The following is a 16,321-nucleotide window of genomic DNA, read 5'->3' as shown; positions in this document are numbered from 1 at the left end:
TCAGCCCTTCGAAGCGTCGAGTGCGGTCTGGACGGTCTCGAGGAGCTCCGACCAGCTGGCGACGAACTTGTCGAGGCCCTCGGTCTCGAGCTGCTCGACGACCTCGTCGTACGAGATGCCGATCGCGTCGAGCTGGTTCAGGACCTCGTTGGACTCCGCGTACGTGCCCGTGATGGTGTCGCCCTCGACGACGCCGTGGTCGGCCATCGCCTCGAGCGTCTTCTCCGGCATGGTGTTCACGACGTCCGCTGCGACGAGGCCGGCGACGTAGAGCGTGTCCGGGAGGTTAGGGTCCTTGACGCCCGTCGATGCCCAGAGGGGACGCTGCGCGTTGGCGCCGGCGGACTTCAGGACCTGCCAGCGCTCCGAGGAGAACTGCTCCTGGAAGACCTGGTAGGCGAGGCGTGCGTTCGCGAGTCCCGCCTTGCCCTTGAGTGCCTTCGCCTCGTCGGACCCGACGGCGTCGAGCCGTGCGTCGATCTCGGCATCGACGCGGGAGACGAAGAAGGAGGCGACCGAGTGGATCCTGGCGAGGTCGTGACCGTTCTCCCTCGCCTGCTCGAGGCCCACCATGAACGCGTTGATCACGGCGCGGTAGCGCTCGAGCGAGAAGATGAGGGTCACGTTCACGCTGATACCGGCCGCCAGGGTCGAGGAGATCGCTTCGAGGCCCTCGACGGTCGCCGGGATCTTGATGAGCACGTTGGTGCGCTGCACCTTGGCGTGCAGGCGCTTGGCCTCGGCGATGGTCCCGGCGGTGTCGCGGGACAGGCGGGGATCGACCTCGATGGAGACGCGGCCGTCGGCGCCGTGCGTGCGCTTGGCCTCCTCGGCGAAGATGTCGCAGGCCTGGGCGACGTCGTGGGTGGTGATGTCGAAGACGGCCTGGTCCACATCGGCGCCGGCCTCCGCCAGTGCCCCGACCTGGGAGGCGTAGGACTCGCCCTTCTTCAGAGCGGCGGCGAAGATGCTCGGGTTGGTCGTGACGCCCACGACGTTGCGGTCCTCGATGAGGTGCTTGAAGGCGCCCGAGTTGATGCGCTCCCGTGAGAGGTCGTCGAGCCAGATGGATACGCCGGCGGCCGAGAGGTCAGCTGTGGGTGTTGACATGGTGTGCTCCTTGTCCGCTTCCGCGGAATGTGTGCTGGATTCTGACGGAGGGTGCGGGACTACTGGTGGTCACCGGTCTCGGTGGCACGGTGGCCCGACGGCATCGCCGCGGTGCCGTTCGGTGCCAGCGGATCGGCGGCCACGGCCTCGAGGGAGTCCTTGGCGGCCGCGACGACGGCGTCCGCCGTGATGCCGAACTCGCGGTAGAGCGTCTTGTAGTCGGCGGAGGCGCCGAAGTGCTCGAGCGACACGCTGCGTCCGGCGTCGCCGACGATCCCGTGCCAGCTCTGCGAGACGCCGGCCTCGACGGACACGCGGGCGCGGACGGTGCGCGGCAGGACGCTCTCGCGGTAGGACGCGTCCTGGGCGTTGAACCACTCCAGGCACGGCATGGACACGACGCGCGCGGAGATGCCCTCCGCCTCGAGGGCATCGCGGGCTTCCACCGCGAGCTGGACCTCGGAGCCCGTGCCGACGAGGATCACATCGGGCGATCCGTTCCGTGCTTCGGCGAGCACGTAGCCGCCCTTCGCGACACCCTCGACCGAACCGAACGTGTCACCCTCGGCTGCGCCGTCGCCCCGCTGGTAGGTCGGGATGTTCTGCCGCGTCAGCACGATGCCGGCGGGGTTCTCGGTGTTCTCGAGGATGGTGCGCCAGGCGACGGCCACCTCGTTCGCGTCGCCCGGGCGGACGACGTCGAGTCCCGGGATGGTCCGCAGCGAGGACAGCTGCTCGACCGGCTGATGGGTGGGGCCGTCCTCGCCGAGGCCGATCGAGTCGTGGGTCCAGACATAGATGGCCGGGACGCCCATGAGCGCGCCGAGGCGCACCGCGGGGCGCTGGTAGTCGCTGAAGATCAGGAAGGTCCCCGAGAACGCGCGGGTGCTGCTGTGCATCACGATGCCGTTCACGATGGCCGCGGCAGCGTGCTCACGGATACCGAAGTGCAGCACGCGGCCGTACTCGTTGCCCGACCACGACTTGGTCTGGCGGCTCGGCGGGATGAACGACGGCGATCCCTCGATGGTCGTGTTGTTCGACTCCGCGAGGTCGGCGCTGCCGCCCCACAGCTCGGGGAGGGCGGGGCCGATGGCCGTGAGGACCTTGCCGGACGCGGCACGCGTGGACATGTCCTTGCCGGCCTCGAACGTGGGGAGGGTCTCCTCCCAGCCCTCGGGCAGGGTGCGGGCCTGGATGCGCTCGAGGAGCGCGGCCTCGTCGGCGTGTGCCGCCTTCCAGGCGTCGAAGCCCTCCTGCCAGGCGCTGTGCGCATCGGCACCGCGCTGCACGACGCCGCGGGCGTGGTCCAGGACCTCGGGGTCGACGTCGAAGTGCTTCTCGGGGTCGAAGCCGAGGGCTTCCTTGAGCGCTGCGACTTCGTCCTTGCCGAGCGCGGAGCCGTGGATCTTGCCGGTGTTCTGCTTGTTCGGCGCGGGGTAGCCGATGATCGTGCGCAGCGAGACGATGCTCGGCTTCGAGGTCTCGTTCTTCGCGGCGACGAGCGCGGAGTAGAGCTCGGCGACGTCCTCGACGTACTCGCCGGTCTTGGTCCAGTCGACGCGCTGGGTGTGCCACCCGTACGCCTCGTAGCGCTTCAGGACGTCCTCGGTGAAGGCGATATCCGTGTCGTCCTCGATCGAGATGTGGTTCTCGTCGTAGATCACCACGAGGTTCCCGAGCTCCTGGTGGCCGGCGAGGGACGAGGCCTCCGCCGTCACGCCCTCCTGGAGGTCGCCGTCCGAGGCGATGACCCAGATGGTGTGGTCGAACGGGCTGGTGCCGGCCGGTGCGTCGGCGTCGAACATCCCGCGCTGGCGGCGCTGGCCGTAGGCGAAACCGACCGACGTCGCGAGGCCCTGGCCGAGCGGGCCGGTGGTGATCTCGACGCCCTTGGTGTGGCGGTACTCGGGATGCCCGGGCGTGAGGGAGCCCCAGGTGCGCAGTGCCTTCAGGTCATCGAGCTCGAGGCCGTACCCGGACAGGAAGAGCTGGATGTAGAGGGTGAGCGAGGTGTGGCCGGGGGAGAGGACGAAGCGGTCGCGGCCGGTCCACTCGGGGTCCGACGGATCGTGCCGCATCAGCTTGTGGAACAGGAGGTAGGCGGCCGGCGCCAGGCTCATGGCCGTCCCCGGGTGTCCGTTGCCCACCTTCTCCACCGCGTCCGCTGCCAGGATGCGGACCGTGTCGACCGCCTTCTGGTCGAGTTCGGTCCAGGTCAGTTCCTGCTCTTGCGTCTGTGGCACGTTTCCGGGCCCCTCTCTGTCCGGAACGGCCGACGACGGGGTGCTTGCAGGCACGCCGTCGGGCTGGCCGTTCACCGTTGAATGCTGCGAGTTCAAGCACCGACCGCGGACAGCATCGAACCCGGAGGGATTCCGGGCAGGCTTCTGCAGCGGGCTTTCGAATCCACACTATCCCTTCCGGCCCGCGAACAGTCGTGGGAGTCGAAGAATGTCGTCCGTCACATCAAGGGGTTGCGGACGGCGCCGGAGAGGCAGCGGGACGAGCCACGAGACCGGCCCGGCCGCTGCCACGTCCTGATGGGCGCCGCACCGCCGGAGTCCTGCAGGGGCGCTCCTCCGCGCCGCGCCGACCGCGCGGTCCCTGTCGCCGGTCCTCGCGGACACGGTGGAGCCGTACCCGCAAGGACCGCGGGACGGCGATCGGCCCCGATTTCTACAGAGCGTAAAAGGGTATGATGGGCTTTGTCTTTTACTCCGGAAGAAACGAAAGTGTTGCCTTGTGAAGACCCAGCAGGCTCCTGCTCCGGCACGTTTCCCGCAGGCCCGTCAGGGTTTCGGCCGCAAAGCGAAGGCCTACCTCGCCCTGACGAAGCCTCGCGTGATCGAACTCCTCCTGGTGACCACGCTTCCCACCATGATCTTCGCGCAGGGCGGATTCCCGCCCATCGGCCTGATCCTGGCCACCATGGTCGGCGGAGCCCTTGCGGCCGGTAGCGCGGGAGCATTCAACTGCTACATCGACCGCGACATCGACAAGCTCATGCACCGCACGGAGAACCGCCCGCTCGTGACCGGTGAGGTCACGCCCCGCGAGGCGCTGGTTTTCTCCTGGATCCTCGGTGCCGTGGCGATCGCCGTCCTGTGGTTCGGTGCCAACCCGCTCGCAGGGCTGCTCGGCGTCGCCGCCATCTTCCTCTACGTCGTCGTCTACACGCTCGTGCTCAAGCGCCGCACGTCGCAGAACATCGTCTGGGGCGGCGCCGCGGGGTGCATGCCCGTCCTGATCGCCTGGGCCGCCGTCACCGGATCCGTCGAGTGGCCCGCCGTCGTCCTGTTCCTGATCATCTTCCTCTGGACGCCCCCGCACTACTGGCCGCTCTCCATGAAGTACAGCGACGACTACAACGCAGCGAGCGTCCCGATGCTCGGTGCGATCGCCGGCGCCCGCGTCGTCTCGGTGCAGGTCGTGCTCTACGCCTGGGCCATGGTGGCGTGCTCGCTCCTGCTGGTCCCCGCCGGTGCCGGCTGGGTCTACTCCGTGGCCGCCCTCCTCGGCGGCGCCTGGTTCATCCGGGAGTCCCACACGCTGTACTCCCTGGCGCAGCGGGGCGCGTTGAACAACAAGGCCGCGATGAAGGTCTTCCACGGCTCCATCAGCTATCTCACCGTGCTCTTCCTCGCCCTCGCGATCGATCCCTTCGTCGGTTCGGCCATCCTGCCCTGAGCCCGCCCCCGGCCTGAGCCGGGCTGACCCGAGGACACTCCGGCGGCAGGCACGGGCCGCGCCGCGTTCCCGGTCGCGGTGGTGCCGGCCGCGGCACCACCCCCTAGGCTGGCTGCCATGGACTTCACCGGCCTGATCGCCTACCCCGTCACACCGTTCGACACCGACGGATCCGTCCGCCACGAGGACCTGCGCGGCCTCCTGGATTCCCTGGCCACGTCCGGTGTCGACGCCGTGACCGTCCTCGGTTCCTCCGGCAGCTTCGCCTACCTGGACGCGGCCGAACGCTCGCAGATCGCGCGGACGGCGATCGATGCTCTCGACGGGCGCGTCCCGGTGGCGGTGGGCATCAGTTCCGTCGGGACGCGGGAGGTGCTGGACGCCGCCGTCGACGCCCAGCGGGCAGGGGCGGCCGGACTCGTGCTGTCCCCGGTCTCCTACGTACCCCTCACCGACGACGAGGTCCTGGCGCAGGTGCGGGCGGTGTGCGCCGCCACGGACCTGCCCGTCTGCCTCTACAACAATCCGGGGACCACGCAGTTCGACTACTCGCTGCCGGTGGTCGCCGAACTGTCCGCCCTTCCGGAGGTCATCGCGTTCAAGGACACGGCGGCCGATGCGGCGACCTTCAACGCACGGCACGCCGAACTCGCCGCACTCGTCCCGGAGACCTTCAGCCATGGCGTGAGCGGGGATCTACTCATGATGACGGGGGAGGTCGCGGCCGACGCGTGGCACAGCGGCCCCGCCGCGCTCCTGCCCGCCTACTACGGCCGGCTCCGCGCCGCCGTCCTCGCGGGCGACCGGCGCGAGGTGGACCGCGTGCGCTCGGTCCTCGCGCCCCTCGTCGACCATGTGGCGGGGCTGCGGAAGATCAGCGGACTGCACCTCCTGGCCCGGGCCTGCGGGGTGGCGGCGGGCGATCCGCGCCCGCCCCTGCTGCCGAGTCCCGGATCCGAGCTGCGCGAGCTCGGGCGGCTCCTCGACCTCCTCGAGGGTGAGTTCGCGGACGACCGAGACGATGGCAGGAACGACGCCTGAGGCGACGCCCGGTCGACGGCTCCGGTTCTCCCTGCCTGATGACGGGACGCAGGTCGACGCCCCTAGGAGACGGTGTGCGGCACCTTCGCCTCGGTTCGCGTCCCCGGGAGCGTCCTGCCGGTCGTGCCCGTGTACTGCGCATGGATGACGGCGGCCATGAGCAGTGACGCCCCCAGCATGTGCAGCGCCACGAGTGCGATCGGCAGGTGCAGGAAGTGCTGGGTGTATCCGATGGCGCCCTGCACCAGCACCACTCCGGCGAGGATCCCGAGGGCCTTCCGCAGCTTCTCGTGGACCCTGGCCCGGTGGGCGACGACGAGCGCGAGCACCACGGTGGCGACGAGCAGGTACACCGGGAGGGCGTGCGCGCGCGTCATGAGGTCGGAGTCGAGCCCGTTGCGGGCAGCGCCGTGGTCACCTGCGTGGGGGCCGGAACCCGTCACGACCACGCCGAGCACGACGGCGACGGACGTCAGCACCGTGGCCGTGACGAGCAGCTGGCGCAGGAGGGGCGGGGCGGCCGGTGCCCGCCGTGCGAGGTACTGCTCCGTCGTGAGCCGGGCACGGTTGACCAGGACGGTCGCCAGGGCGACGAGCACCATCGAGACGATGAAGTGGAGACCCACGACCCACGGGTTCAGATCGGTCCACACGGTGATCCCGCCGATGACGGCCTGGGCTGGGATCCCCAGGAACAGGCCGATGGACAGGCGGAACAGGTCCTTGCGTTCGCGCCGCATGCCGAGCAGGGAGACGATCATGGCGACGGCGATGAGGACCAGCACGAACGTGAGGAGCCGGTTCCCGAACTCGATCACACCGTGGAAGCCCATCTCGGGCGTGGTCACGATCGAGTCGGGCGTGCAGCGCGGCCATTCCGGGCAGCCGAGGCCCGACGCCGTGAGGCGGACCGCGCCGCCGGTCACCACGATGGCGATCTGCGACACGAGCGAGGCGATAGCCAGCCGGCGCACCAGCGGCGTCGTGGTGCGCGGCAGTCGGGTCGTGAGGCGCGAGAGCGAGGGGAGGGTCATGGCGTCAGCTCCATTTGAACCAGCGGATGGCCGCCAGGCTAGCGAGGGCGGCCCAGGCGAGGAGCACGAGGCACGCGATGGGATCGAGGGCGCCGTCCACCAGGGCGCTCCTCAGCCCGTCGCCGAGGGCCGACGACGGCAGGACGGTGACGAACGGTTCGGCGGCAGCGGGCAGGCTCGCGGCCGGGATGACCACCCCGCCGGCAGCGGCGAGCAGGATCCACACGAGGTTGGTGACCGCGAGGGTGGCCTCGGGGCGCAGGGTGCCCGCGACGAGGAGTCCGAGGGCCGTGAACGCGGCCGACCCCACCAGCAGGAGGAGGGCGGCCGGGAGGACCCCCTCGGCCCGCGGCGACCAGCCCATCAGGGCGGCGGCACCCCCGATCACGACGAGCTGGACGGCCAGCACACCGGCGACGGCGACGGCTTTGCCGAGGATGAGCCCCGAGCGGCCGAGGGGCGTCGTCGAGAGGAAGCGGAGCACGCCGTACCGGCGGTCGAAGCCCGTCGCGATGCCCTGGCCCGTGAACGCCGTGGACATGGTGCAGAGGGCGAGGACGCCGGGAGCGGCGATGTCGATGCGGCTCGGGCCGTAGGGGTCCAGCAGCGGGGTGATCACCAGGGCGGTGAGTGCCAGCAGCGGCAGGACGATCGCCAGGACGAGCTGCTCCCCGTTGCGCAGCATCGCCAGGGCCTCGTAGGAGCCGTGGCGCAGCACGCGGACAGGCAGGCCGGCGGCCGTTCCGCGGGCGGCACCGGCGTCGGGACCGGAAGCCGTGCGGCGGGGAGCGGGAGCGCTGGTGCTCATCGGATGCTCCGTCCGGAGATGTCGAGGAAGACGTCCTCCAGGGACCGGGGCGTCATGGCGATCGCCGTCGGCATCACGCCGCAGGCATCCCACCACTCCGCCAGGCGGGCGACGTCCCGGGCCGTCAGTGAGCCGCGGAGCACGTACTGTCCGGGTTCGGGTTCACGCTGGTGCAGGTGGGGGAGCAGGTCCGGGGGAAGGGTGAGTCCGGGTACGGTCTCGAAGCGCAGCTCACGCATCCCGTCGGTGTCCGTGTCGGCCGTGAGGTCCGCGACAGTACCCTCGGCGACGGTCCGGCCGCCCTCGAGGATGTAGACGTAGTCGGCGAGCTTCTGCGCGTCGTCGAGCAGGTGGGTAGTGAGGACGACGGCGAGGCCGTCCGCGCGGAGTTCCCGGATGAGGTCGAACACGATCGTGCGCGACTGCGGGTCGAGACCCGCGCTGGGCTCGTCGAGGAAGACGACCTCGGGCCGTCCGACGAGGGCGCAGGCCAGGGCCAAGCGCTGCTTCTGCCCACCGGAGAGACGACGGATGGAGACGGCGCCGAAGTCGTCCAGGCCGAGGCGCTCGGCCAGCGCCTCCACGGGCAGCGGGGACCGGTACATCGACGCCACGTGGCGCAGGAGGGCGAGGGGTCGCACCGAGGGCGGGAGCCCTCCGTCCTGCAGCATCACGCCGACTCGCGCCCGCAGGTCCGGCGTCGCGCGCGCGGGGTCCTCGCCGAGGAGCCGGACCAGCCCACCGTCTGCACGCTGGAGCCCCTGCGCACATTCGAGCGTCGTCGTCTTGCCGGCGCCATTGGCTCCGAGGAGGACGGTGACCGCCCCATGCGCCGCGCTGAGGCTGACGCCGTCGAGCACCCGGACCATGCGGCCATCGAGCGAGCCGACGGGCCCGAAATCCTTGATCAGCCCGTCGATCTCGAGGGCGGGGGAAGTTGTCGGCACCCCATTATTCTACGTCAGGTAGTAGGAGGCGCGGGGGCCCGGATGGGTAGCCTCGCCTAAGTGGTGGCCCGGAATACATTAGGTCATGCTTGTGTTGTGTATTTTGTCGCCGACGGAAGGAATGGACCGTGACCGTATCGCCCCGCGCCACCCTTCCCGAGGTCGCCGGTCCTGCCGGCGGACCCGCGCCCGCCGACCGGACCGCCCAGATCGTCTCGCCCGATCCGGACGAGCGTACGCGTGACCGTGTGCTCTCCGCCGTCCTCGAGCGGGGACCCGTCAGCGCGGCCGAACTCGGTGACTGCCTCGGATTCACACCCGCCGCCATGCGCCGCCACCTCGACGCCCTCTCCTCCGACGGCCTCATCGAGGTCAAGCGCGTCCGCAGTTCCGCGACCGGTGCCGGTCGCCCCGCACGCCGCTACGTCCTGAGCCAGCGCGGCCAGACGAAGCTCGGCAACGACTACCTCGACATCGCGACCGCCGCACTGGCCCAGCTCGGCGAGGCTGCCGGCCCGCAGGCCATCGAGGACTTCGCCCGCACCCGCTTCTCGGGCATGGAGGAGCGCTACCGCCCGATCGTCGAAGCCGCAGGGCCCGATCTCGAGGCGCGAGCCCACGCCCTGGCAGGTGCGCTCACCGCCGACGGGTTCGTGGGATCGACCAAGACGGTGGGGCTCCCACAGGGGCGCGGTCCGCGCACCAACGCCGCGATCCGGCCCGTGATGCTGAGCGTCCAGCTCTGCCAGGGACACTGCCCCATCCAGGGGCTCGCCTCGGCGTTCCCGGCGTTCTGCGAGCAGGAGACGGGCGTCTTCGCCCGCCTGCTCGACGTCGATGTCCGCAGGCTGTCCACGCTGGCCGCCGGCGGGCACGTCTGCACCACCCACATTCCCCTGGGACGGACGACGGCGGCTCCGGCCGCCGTGGCCGGCACGGACGCAGCCGGCGCCGACGCGCAGCCGGCGGCTCCGGACGCCGGTCCCCCCAGCAATCCAGCGACGTTATCCATCCATCAGCAAGGAAGGCCATGATGACGGATCAAGTAGACCGCAAGCCAGTTGCATCGGCAGTGCCGGAGTCGGTGATCAGCGACATCCTCGAGAAGAACCCCGAACTCGAGGGCATCGGGACCTACCAGTACGGCTGGGCGGACAAGAACGAGGCGAGCGACAACGCGCGCCGCGGTCTGAGCGAGGAGGTCGTGCGCGACATCTCCGCCAAGAAGAACGAGCCCGAATGGATGCTCGATCTCCGCCTGAAGGGCCTCAAGTACTTCGACCGCAAGCCCATGCCCGCGTGGGGTGCGGACCTCTCCGGGATCGACTTCGATAACATCAAGTACTTCGTCCGCTCCACGGAGAAGCAGGCGAACACGTGGGAGGACCTCCCCGAGGACATCCGCAACACCTACGAGAAGCTCGGCATCCCCGAGGCCGAGCGCGCCCGCCTCGTGTCCGGTGTCGCCGCCCAGTACGAGTCCGAGGTGGTCTACCACCAGCTGCGCGAGGACCTCGAGCGCCAGGGCGTGCTCTTCCTCGACACGGACACCGCGCTGCGTGAGCACCCGGAGATCTTCAAGGAGTACTTCGGCACCATCATCCCCGTCGGCGACAACAAGTTCGCGTCGCTGAACACGGCCGTCTGGTCGGGCGGTTCCTTCGTCTACGTGCCGAAGGGCGTCCACGTCGAGATCCCCCTGCAGGCCTACTTCCGCATCAACACCGAGAACATGGGCCAGTTCGAACGAACGCTCATCATCGCGGACGAGGACTCCTACGTGCACTACATCGAGGGCTGCACGGCCCCGATCTACACGTCGGACTCCCTGCACTCGGCCGTCGTCGAGATCGTGGTCAAGAAGGGCGCGCGCGTCCGGTACACGACCATCCAGAACTGGTCGAACAACGTGTACAACCTCGTGACCAAGCGCGCCATCGCCCACGAGGGCGCCACCATGGAGTGGATCGACGGCAACATCGGTTCCAAGGTCACCATGAAGTACCCGGCGGTTTACCTGGTCGGCGAGCACGCCAAGGGCGAGACGCTCTCGATCGCCTTCGCCGGCGAGGGACAGCACCAGGACACCGGCTCGAAGATGGTCCACATCGCGCCCAACACCAAGTCCTCGATCATCTCCAAGTCCGTCGCACGCGGTGGCGGACGTGCCGCCTACCGCGGGCTCGTCCAGGTGCGCGACGGGGCCAAGCACTCCGCGAACACGGTGCGCTGCGACGCGCTGCTGGTCGATACCATCTCGCGCTCGGACACGTACCCGTACGTGGACATCCGCGAGGACGACGTCACCATGGGCCACGAGGCCACCGTGTCGCGCGTCAGCGAGGAGCAGCTGTTCTACCTAATGTCCCGCGGGCTCCCCGAGGACGAGGCCATGGCCATGATCGTGCGCGGCTTCATCGAGCCGATCGCCCGCGAGCTGCCCATGGAGTACGCGCTCGAGCTGAACCGGCTGATCGAACTGCAGATGGAAGGGGCCGTAGGCTAGCGATGGCTGAGACCACCCACACGGAAATTTCACCCGACACCGAGCGCGAGGTCACCGATCTCGGAGACCTCGACGAGAAGGCCCGCCTGGGCGCCCCCTCGGGCGCCGCGGCGTCCATCGACGGGTTCACGGAGGAGGGCGAGAGCCTCTCCGCCGACGACCAGGGCTCGGAGCAGCTCGGCCTCAAGAAGCACAGCCATGGCAACGCGCCCGTGGTGCCCGAGGCGTCCCGGGGCGAGCGGCGCAGGTCCTTCGACCTCGCCGACTTCCCGGCCCTCACCGGCCTCGAGGAGGACTGGCGCTTCACCCCGCTCAAGCGCCTGCGGGGACTGCACACCGATGCCCTGACCGGCACGGCTCCCGCGGTGAATGTCACCGGCGCCGGGAACGTCACCGTCGAGACCGTGGATCGCAGCGACGCCCGCCTCGGCACCGCGGCCACGCCCGAGGACCGCGTCTCCGCCGCAGCGTGGAACGCGTTCTCCGACGCGACCGTGATCACCATCCCGAAGGAGACGGTGGCCGACGGCGAGGTCATGGTCAGCGTCACCGGCTCGACCTCCGGCGCGGCGGCCCAGCACATCCTCATCCACGCCGAGGCCTTCTCCAAGGCCGTCGTCGTGCTGGACCACACCGGTTCGGTCACCCTCGCCCAGAACGTCGAGATCATCGTCGGCGACGGTGCCGAGCTGACCGTCGTCAGTGTCCAGGAATGGGACGACGACGCCGTGCACGTGTCCTCGCAGCAGGCGAAGGTGGGCCGTGACGCCCGCTACAAGCACGTCGTCGTCAGCCTCGGTGGCGACCTCGTGCGCCTCACGCCGTCGTCGATCTTCACCGCCACCGGAGCCGAGGTCGAGATGTACGGACTGTACTTCGCCGACGCCGGCCAGCACCTCGAGCAGCGCCTCCTGGTGGACCACGCGGTCCCGAACTGCAAGTCACGCGTCACCTACAAGGGCGCCCTGCAGGGCGACGACGCGCACACCGTGTGGGTCGGTGACGTGCTGATCCGCAAGGCCGCCGAGGGTACGGACACCTACGAGACGAACCGCAACCTGATCCTCACGGACGGCGCGCGGTCGGACTCGGTGCCGAACCTCGAGATCGAGACGGGCCTCATCGAGGGTGCCGGCCACGCCAGTGCCACCGGACGCTTCGACGACGAGCACCTGTTCTACCTGATGGCCCGCGGGATCCCCGAGAAGGACGCACGCCGCCTCGTGGTGCGCGGCTTCCTCACCGAGGTCATCCAGCAGATCAAGGTGCCGTCCCTCGAGGAGCGGCTCTCCGCGTCGGTCGAGCGTGAGCTCGCGGCAGGGAACCTCTGATGGCGGAAGCACCCCGCGGCGAGCTGATCTGCGATATCGACGACATCGAGGTCAAGCAGGCGCTGCGTGTGCTGATCGACGACTATCCGGTCGTCATCGTCCGCGACTCGGACGGGGAGATCCACGCACTGGGCGACACCTGCTCGCATGCGGACATCTCGCTGTCGGAGGGCGACGTCGAGGGCTGCGCCATCGAGTGCTGGGGCCACGGGTCCCAGTTCGACCTGCGCAGCGGCCAGCCGCTGCAGCTCCCCGCGTACGAGCCCGTCCCGGTGTTCGCACTCGAGATCCATGACGGCAACGTCTATGTCGATATCACGACGGTCACCAACGGAGCCCCCGCGCCGCAGTTCGGCTGACGCCGGCGCCGTCCACGCACACACTTCCTGCACAGCAGGCGAAGGAGAAAGAACACGATGTCCACACTTGAAATCAAGGACCTGCACGTCAGCATCGACACCGAGCAGGGCAACATCCCCATCCTCAAGGGCGTCACGCTGACGATCAACACCGGCGAGACCCACGCGATCATGGGGCCCAACGGTTCCGGCAAGTCGACCCTCGCGTCGACGATCGCCGGCCACCCCCGGTACAAGGTCGACAGCGGTTCGATCACGCTCGACGGCGAGGACGTCCTCTCCATGAGCGTCGACGAGCGCGCCCGCGCCGGTCTCTTCCTGGCCATGCAGTACCCGGTCGAGGTCCCCGGCGTCACCATGACCAACTTCCTGCGCACGGCCAAGACCGCGCTCGACGGCGAGGCCCCGAGCCTGCGGCACTGGACCAAGGACGTCAAGACGGCCATGGCCCAGCTGCGCATCGATGCCGACTTCGCCCAGCGCAACGTCAACGAGGGCTTCTCCGGCGGTGAGAAGAAGCGCGTGGAGATCCTGCAGCTGGAGCTCTTCCGCCCGAAGTTCGCGATCCTCGACGAGACCGACTCGGGTCTCGACGTCGACGCCCTGAAGGTGGTCTCCGAGGGCGTGAACCGCGAGCACTCCAAGGGTGAGATGGGCACGCTGCTCATCACGCACTACACGCGGATCCTGCGCTACATCAAGCCGGACTTCGTCCACGTGTTCGTCGCCGGGCGCATCGCCGAACAGGGCGGCCCGGAACTCGCGGACCGCCTCGAGGAAGAGGGCTACGATCGGTTCACGGCCGCCGTCGAGGCCTAGGACCTTCAGGATTCCCGGCACGCACGCGTGCCGGACCGCTCGAAAGGAAGAGTGCGATGAGTGATGTGCAGCAGGCGCAGACCGCGCTGGACGACGTCGAGGAAGCATTACGGGACGTGATCGACCCGGAGCTCGGCGTGAACGTCGTGGACCTCGGGCTGCTCTACGGCCTGAACTACGCGGAGGACGGCGCCCTCCTGATCGACATGACGCTCACCACCGCGGCATGCCCGCTGACCGACGTGCTCGAGGAGCAGGTGGGCCAGGCGCTGGACGGCGTGGTGGACGAGTGGCGGTTGAACTGGGTGTGGATGCCCCCGTGGGGTCCGGAGCGGATCACCGAGGACGGCCGCGACCAGATGCGGGCGCTCGGCTTCAACATCTGAGCCGGGCACCGGGCAGTTCCGGACAGGGCGGTTCCAGCACACGCTGGGACCGCCCTTCCTGCGTCCCATGCCGGATCCGAGGGATTGCCGGGCGCCGCCACGGGCGGCGGCACGTCAGGGTCGGCCCGGGTCGCGGTCACGTCCGATGCTGCTTCCCGCGGCACGGCTGCCGAGATGGCCGTGACCGTCGTGACGGCCGTCGTGCCCGTCGCGGTCATCGTCTCCGAGGCCCCGTGCAGCGAGCGCTTCACCCGTCCGATGGGCGTAGGCCACGGCGCCGATCACCAGCGGGGTCACGGCCACGCGCGGGTCCCGCTCGAGACCGCGTGCACGGGCGGCCTCGCGGACGTCCACGAACAGCCCCGCGAGGTACGGGATGCTCCGCAGCATGACGGAGAGCGTGAGGGCGAAGCGCTCGGGATCGGCGCCGACCGCTCGGAAGGGGCCGGCCAGCCGGACCACCCCGTCGAGGAGGACCTGCGTCGGCGTCGTGAGGGTCAGGGCCCGCGCCGCCAGGAGGCAGGCGGTGATGCCGCCGACCACCGTGAAGGCCCGCAGCCACCCCTGGCCGATGCCCTGGTACAGCGCGAGGATGCCGAGGACGGGGGCCGCGGGCAGGAGCATCCGGAGGATCCGGAGGGGGGACAGGCGCGCACCGATCACGAGTGCGCCCAGGGCGAGCACCAGCACACCGGCCGTGGTGGCCGGCGATCGCCAGGCGACGACGGCGAACGCGCAGGCGAGCGAGGCGGCCGCCTTGACCGACGGGGGCATCCGGTACAGGAATCCGCGTCCGGGCCGATACAGGCCGAGGGTGCTGCCGAAGCCCCTCATCGCCGGCTGTCCCGCGCGTCCGAGGAGATGTCCCGGTACCGGGCGACGGCGTCGGCGGGAACGCCGTCGAACACCACGCGACCGTCGTCCACGACGAGGGTGCGGTCGCTCTCCAGGGCGAAATCGAGATTGTGGGTCGTGAAGACCACCTGCTGGTCGAGGCCCGCGATGAGTGAGCGGATGCGCGCGTCGTTGCGCAGGTCCAGCAGCGTCGTCGGTTCATCCGCGACCAGGATGCACGGCTCCACCGCGAGCACCACGGCGAGGGCGAGGATCTGCCGCTCGCCGCCCGAGAGGTCGTAGATGCTGCGGTCGGCGAGGTGGTCGAGGCCGAATCGGCGCAGGACGCCGTCGGCCCGGGCGCGGCGTTCCGTTGCCGGGAGCCGGCGCGCGCGCAGGGACAGTTCCACGTCCTCGCGGCCCGTCGGCATCACGAGTTGCGACAGGGGATCCGTGAAGACGAAGCCGACGGCCCGGCGCACGGCACGTCCGGCCGTCCGGGTGTCCTCGCCGAACACCGCTACCGCTCCCTCCGAGGGGACCAGCAGTCCGTTGATCAGGCGCAGCAGCGTCGACTTGCCGGAACCGTTGGCGCCGATCACCGAGACACGCCGCTCCCTGAGGGTCAGCGTCAGCGGATGCAGGAGCACGCGGGCGTCGTCGTCGTCGGTGCGGACGGCGGCGCCCCTGAACTCAATCACGGGGGGCGCGCGTCCCGGTGGTGAGGAGCCGCGGGAACGCACGGTGCACCGAGACGGCGAGGACGGCGGCCAGGACGTTCTTGGCCACGTCGCCGGGCAGGTAGGCGGCGTCCACGACGAGGGCGTCCCTCAGGGGGAGCCCGGCATTCATCACGAGCCCGGCGACACCGAGCGGATGGATGGTCAGGAGACTGGCCGCGAGGCAGGCGAGGAAGAGGAGGAGGGTGCGGAACCGGCGTGCCCTGCGCACCACGACGACGGCGAGCAGGCCGGCGACGAAGGCCGCGAGGGGGAACGCCACGAGGTAGCCGGCGGACGGCCCGGCGAGGACGCCGAAGCCACCGGAGAAGCCGCTGAAGACCGGCAGGCCGACCAGCCCTGCCGCGAGGTAGAGCAGGACGGCCGCGGCGCCGCGCGCCGGCCCGAGGACCACGCCGGCGAGCATCACCCCGAGAGTCTGCAGTGTGATGGGCACCCCGAGCGGACCGACCGGTATACCGGGTAGGATTGCAAGGGCGGCGATGAGGGCGGCAAAGACCGCGACCAGCGAGAGATCGGTGGTATCCCACCGCTTGCGGGACGACGGGCGGCCGGCGCCGCCCGCTCCGGCGACGGTCTTCTCCAGTGGCTGCACGGCGGACTCTCCTCCAGCAGGCCGGAGTCGCACCGGCTACTCCGGTGATTTGTCGACTTCCTCCAGCCGTTACTGCTTCTGTACCGACACTAGCGCCGGTCATTCCGGGATCCCTTGTGGG

Annotated in this window: 16 protein-coding genes; 8 read left to right on the top strand and 8 right to left on the bottom strand. The window is 69.8% G+C overall.

The features are described from left to right. A complete protein-coding gene (tal, locus tag ACX80L_RS10385; RefSeq protein ID WP_133081882.1) occupies nucleotides 1-1,110 on the bottom strand; it encodes a transaldolase in 1,110 nt (369 codons plus the stop codon). A 59-nt stretch (nucleotides 1,111-1,169) separates the two neighbouring features. Beyond that, nucleotides 1,170-3,356: a transketolase gene (tkt, locus tag ACX80L_RS10380; RefSeq protein WP_133081883.1), complete on the bottom strand. Its 2,187-nt coding sequence runs from the start codon at nucleotides 3,354-3,356 to the stop codon at nucleotides 1,170-1,172. Nucleotides 3,357-3,855: 499 nt separating this feature from the next. Between tkt and ACX80L_RS10375 the strand changes: the two genes are divergently transcribed. After that, the gene (locus ACX80L_RS10375; RefSeq protein WP_459289509.1) at nucleotides 3,856-4,800 is read left to right on the top strand and encodes a heme o synthase; all 945 of its coding nucleotides are present in this window, start codon (nucleotides 3,856-3,858) and stop codon (nucleotides 4,798-4,800) included. Nucleotides 4,801-4,917: 117 nt separating this feature from the next. Beyond that, complete coding sequence (locus tag ACX80L_RS10370; RefSeq protein WP_459289507.1) at nucleotides 4,918-5,841, top strand: dihydrodipicolinate synthase family protein; 924 nt, start codon at nucleotides 4,918-4,920, stop codon at nucleotides 5,839-5,841. A 62-nt stretch (nucleotides 5,842-5,903) separates the two neighbouring features. Here the strand turns inward: ACX80L_RS10370 and ACX80L_RS10365 are convergent, their stop codons facing one another. The 3 genes from ACX80L_RS10365 to ACX80L_RS10355 are packed head-to-tail and all read right to left on the bottom strand — an operon-like array spanning nucleotide 5,904 to nucleotide 8,630. Next, a complete protein-coding gene (locus ACX80L_RS10365; protein ID WP_459267854.1) occupies nucleotides 5,904-6,875 on the bottom strand; it encodes a COX15/CtaA family protein in 972 nt (323 codons plus the stop codon). A gap of 4 nt (nucleotides 6,876-6,879) precedes the next feature. Continuing rightward, the gene (locus ACX80L_RS10360; protein WP_459267855.1) at nucleotides 6,880-7,683 is read right to left on the bottom strand and encodes an ABC transporter permease; all 804 of its coding nucleotides are present in this window, start codon (nucleotides 7,681-7,683) and stop codon (nucleotides 6,880-6,882) included. Next, a complete protein-coding gene (locus tag ACX80L_RS10355; protein ID WP_459267856.1) occupies nucleotides 7,680-8,630 on the bottom strand; it encodes an ABC transporter ATP-binding protein in 951 nt (316 codons plus the stop codon). The genes ACX80L_RS10360 and ACX80L_RS10355 overlap by 4 nt, the downstream gene beginning before the upstream one ends. Before the next feature lie 128 nt (nucleotides 8,631-8,758). On the opposite strand from ACX80L_RS10355, the gene ACX80L_RS10350 reads away from it, so the two are divergent. Genes ACX80L_RS10350 through ACX80L_RS10325 form a run of 6 tightly spaced genes read left to right on the top strand, consistent with a single transcriptional unit; the run spans nucleotide 8,759 to nucleotide 14,031 of the window. Next, nucleotides 8,759-9,664 carry a helix-turn-helix transcriptional regulator gene (locus ACX80L_RS10350; protein WP_459289505.1) on the top strand — a complete coding sequence of 302 codons (906 nt, stop codon included), beginning with the start codon at nucleotides 8,759-8,761 and terminating at the stop codon, nucleotides 9,662-9,664. After that, complete coding sequence (gene sufB, locus ACX80L_RS10345) at nucleotides 9,664-11,136, top strand: Fe-S cluster assembly protein SufB (RefSeq protein ID WP_133081888.1); 1,473 nt, start codon at nucleotides 9,664-9,666, stop codon at nucleotides 11,134-11,136. The genes ACX80L_RS10350 and sufB overlap by 1 nt, the downstream gene beginning before the upstream one ends. A 2-nt stretch (nucleotides 11,137-11,138) precedes the next feature. Beyond that, a complete protein-coding gene (gene sufD / locus ACX80L_RS10340; protein WP_459289503.1) occupies nucleotides 11,139-12,467 on the top strand; it encodes a Fe-S cluster assembly protein SufD in 1,329 nt (442 codons plus the stop codon). After that, complete coding sequence (locus tag ACX80L_RS10335) at nucleotides 12,467-12,826, top strand: non-heme iron oxygenase ferredoxin subunit (protein ID WP_459289502.1); 360 nt, start codon at nucleotides 12,467-12,469, stop codon at nucleotides 12,824-12,826. The genes sufD and ACX80L_RS10335 overlap by 1 nt, the downstream gene beginning before the upstream one ends. A gap of 57 nt (nucleotides 12,827-12,883) precedes the next feature. Beyond that, on the top strand, nucleotides 12,884-13,645 hold the full coding sequence (sufC, locus tag ACX80L_RS10330) for a Fe-S cluster assembly ATPase SufC (protein ID WP_459289500.1): 762 nt from the start codon (nucleotides 12,884-12,886) through the stop codon (nucleotides 13,643-13,645). A 56-nt stretch (nucleotides 13,646-13,701) separates the two neighbouring features. Then, entirely contained in the window at nucleotides 13,702-14,031 is a 330-nt protein-coding gene (locus ACX80L_RS10325; protein ID WP_133081892.1) for a metal-sulfur cluster assembly factor, read from the top strand. 114 nt (nucleotides 14,032-14,145) lie between these two features. Here ACX80L_RS10325 and ACX80L_RS10320 read toward each other — a convergent pair whose 3' ends face one another. Genes ACX80L_RS10320 through ACX80L_RS10310 form a run of 3 tightly spaced genes read right to left on the bottom strand, consistent with a single transcriptional unit; the run spans nucleotide 14,146 to nucleotide 16,200 of the window. Beyond that, on the bottom strand, nucleotides 14,146-14,865 hold the full coding sequence (locus tag ACX80L_RS10320; RefSeq protein ID WP_459289498.1) for an energy-coupling factor transporter transmembrane component T family protein: 720 nt from the start codon (nucleotides 14,863-14,865) through the stop codon (nucleotides 14,146-14,148). Further along, nucleotides 14,862-15,566 carry an energy-coupling factor ABC transporter ATP-binding protein gene (locus ACX80L_RS10315; protein WP_459289496.1) on the bottom strand — a complete coding sequence of 235 codons (705 nt, stop codon included), beginning with the start codon at nucleotides 15,564-15,566 and terminating at the stop codon, nucleotides 14,862-14,864. Before ACX80L_RS10315 ends, ACX80L_RS10320 begins: the two co-directional genes overlap by 4 nt. Next, nucleotides 15,559-16,200, bottom strand: a complete 642-nt coding sequence (locus ACX80L_RS10310; RefSeq protein ID WP_459289495.1) for a biotin transporter BioY — start codon at nucleotides 16,198-16,200, stop codon at nucleotides 15,559-15,561. The genes ACX80L_RS10315 and ACX80L_RS10310 overlap by 8 nt, the downstream gene beginning before the upstream one ends. Nucleotides 16,201-16,321 lie beyond the last annotated feature (121 nt).

The organism is Arthrobacter sp. MDT1-48-3, assembly GCF_054511015.1.
The sequence above is the reverse complement of the archived record's forward strand: the minus strand, read 5'-3'. Positions and strand labels throughout refer to the sequence as shown.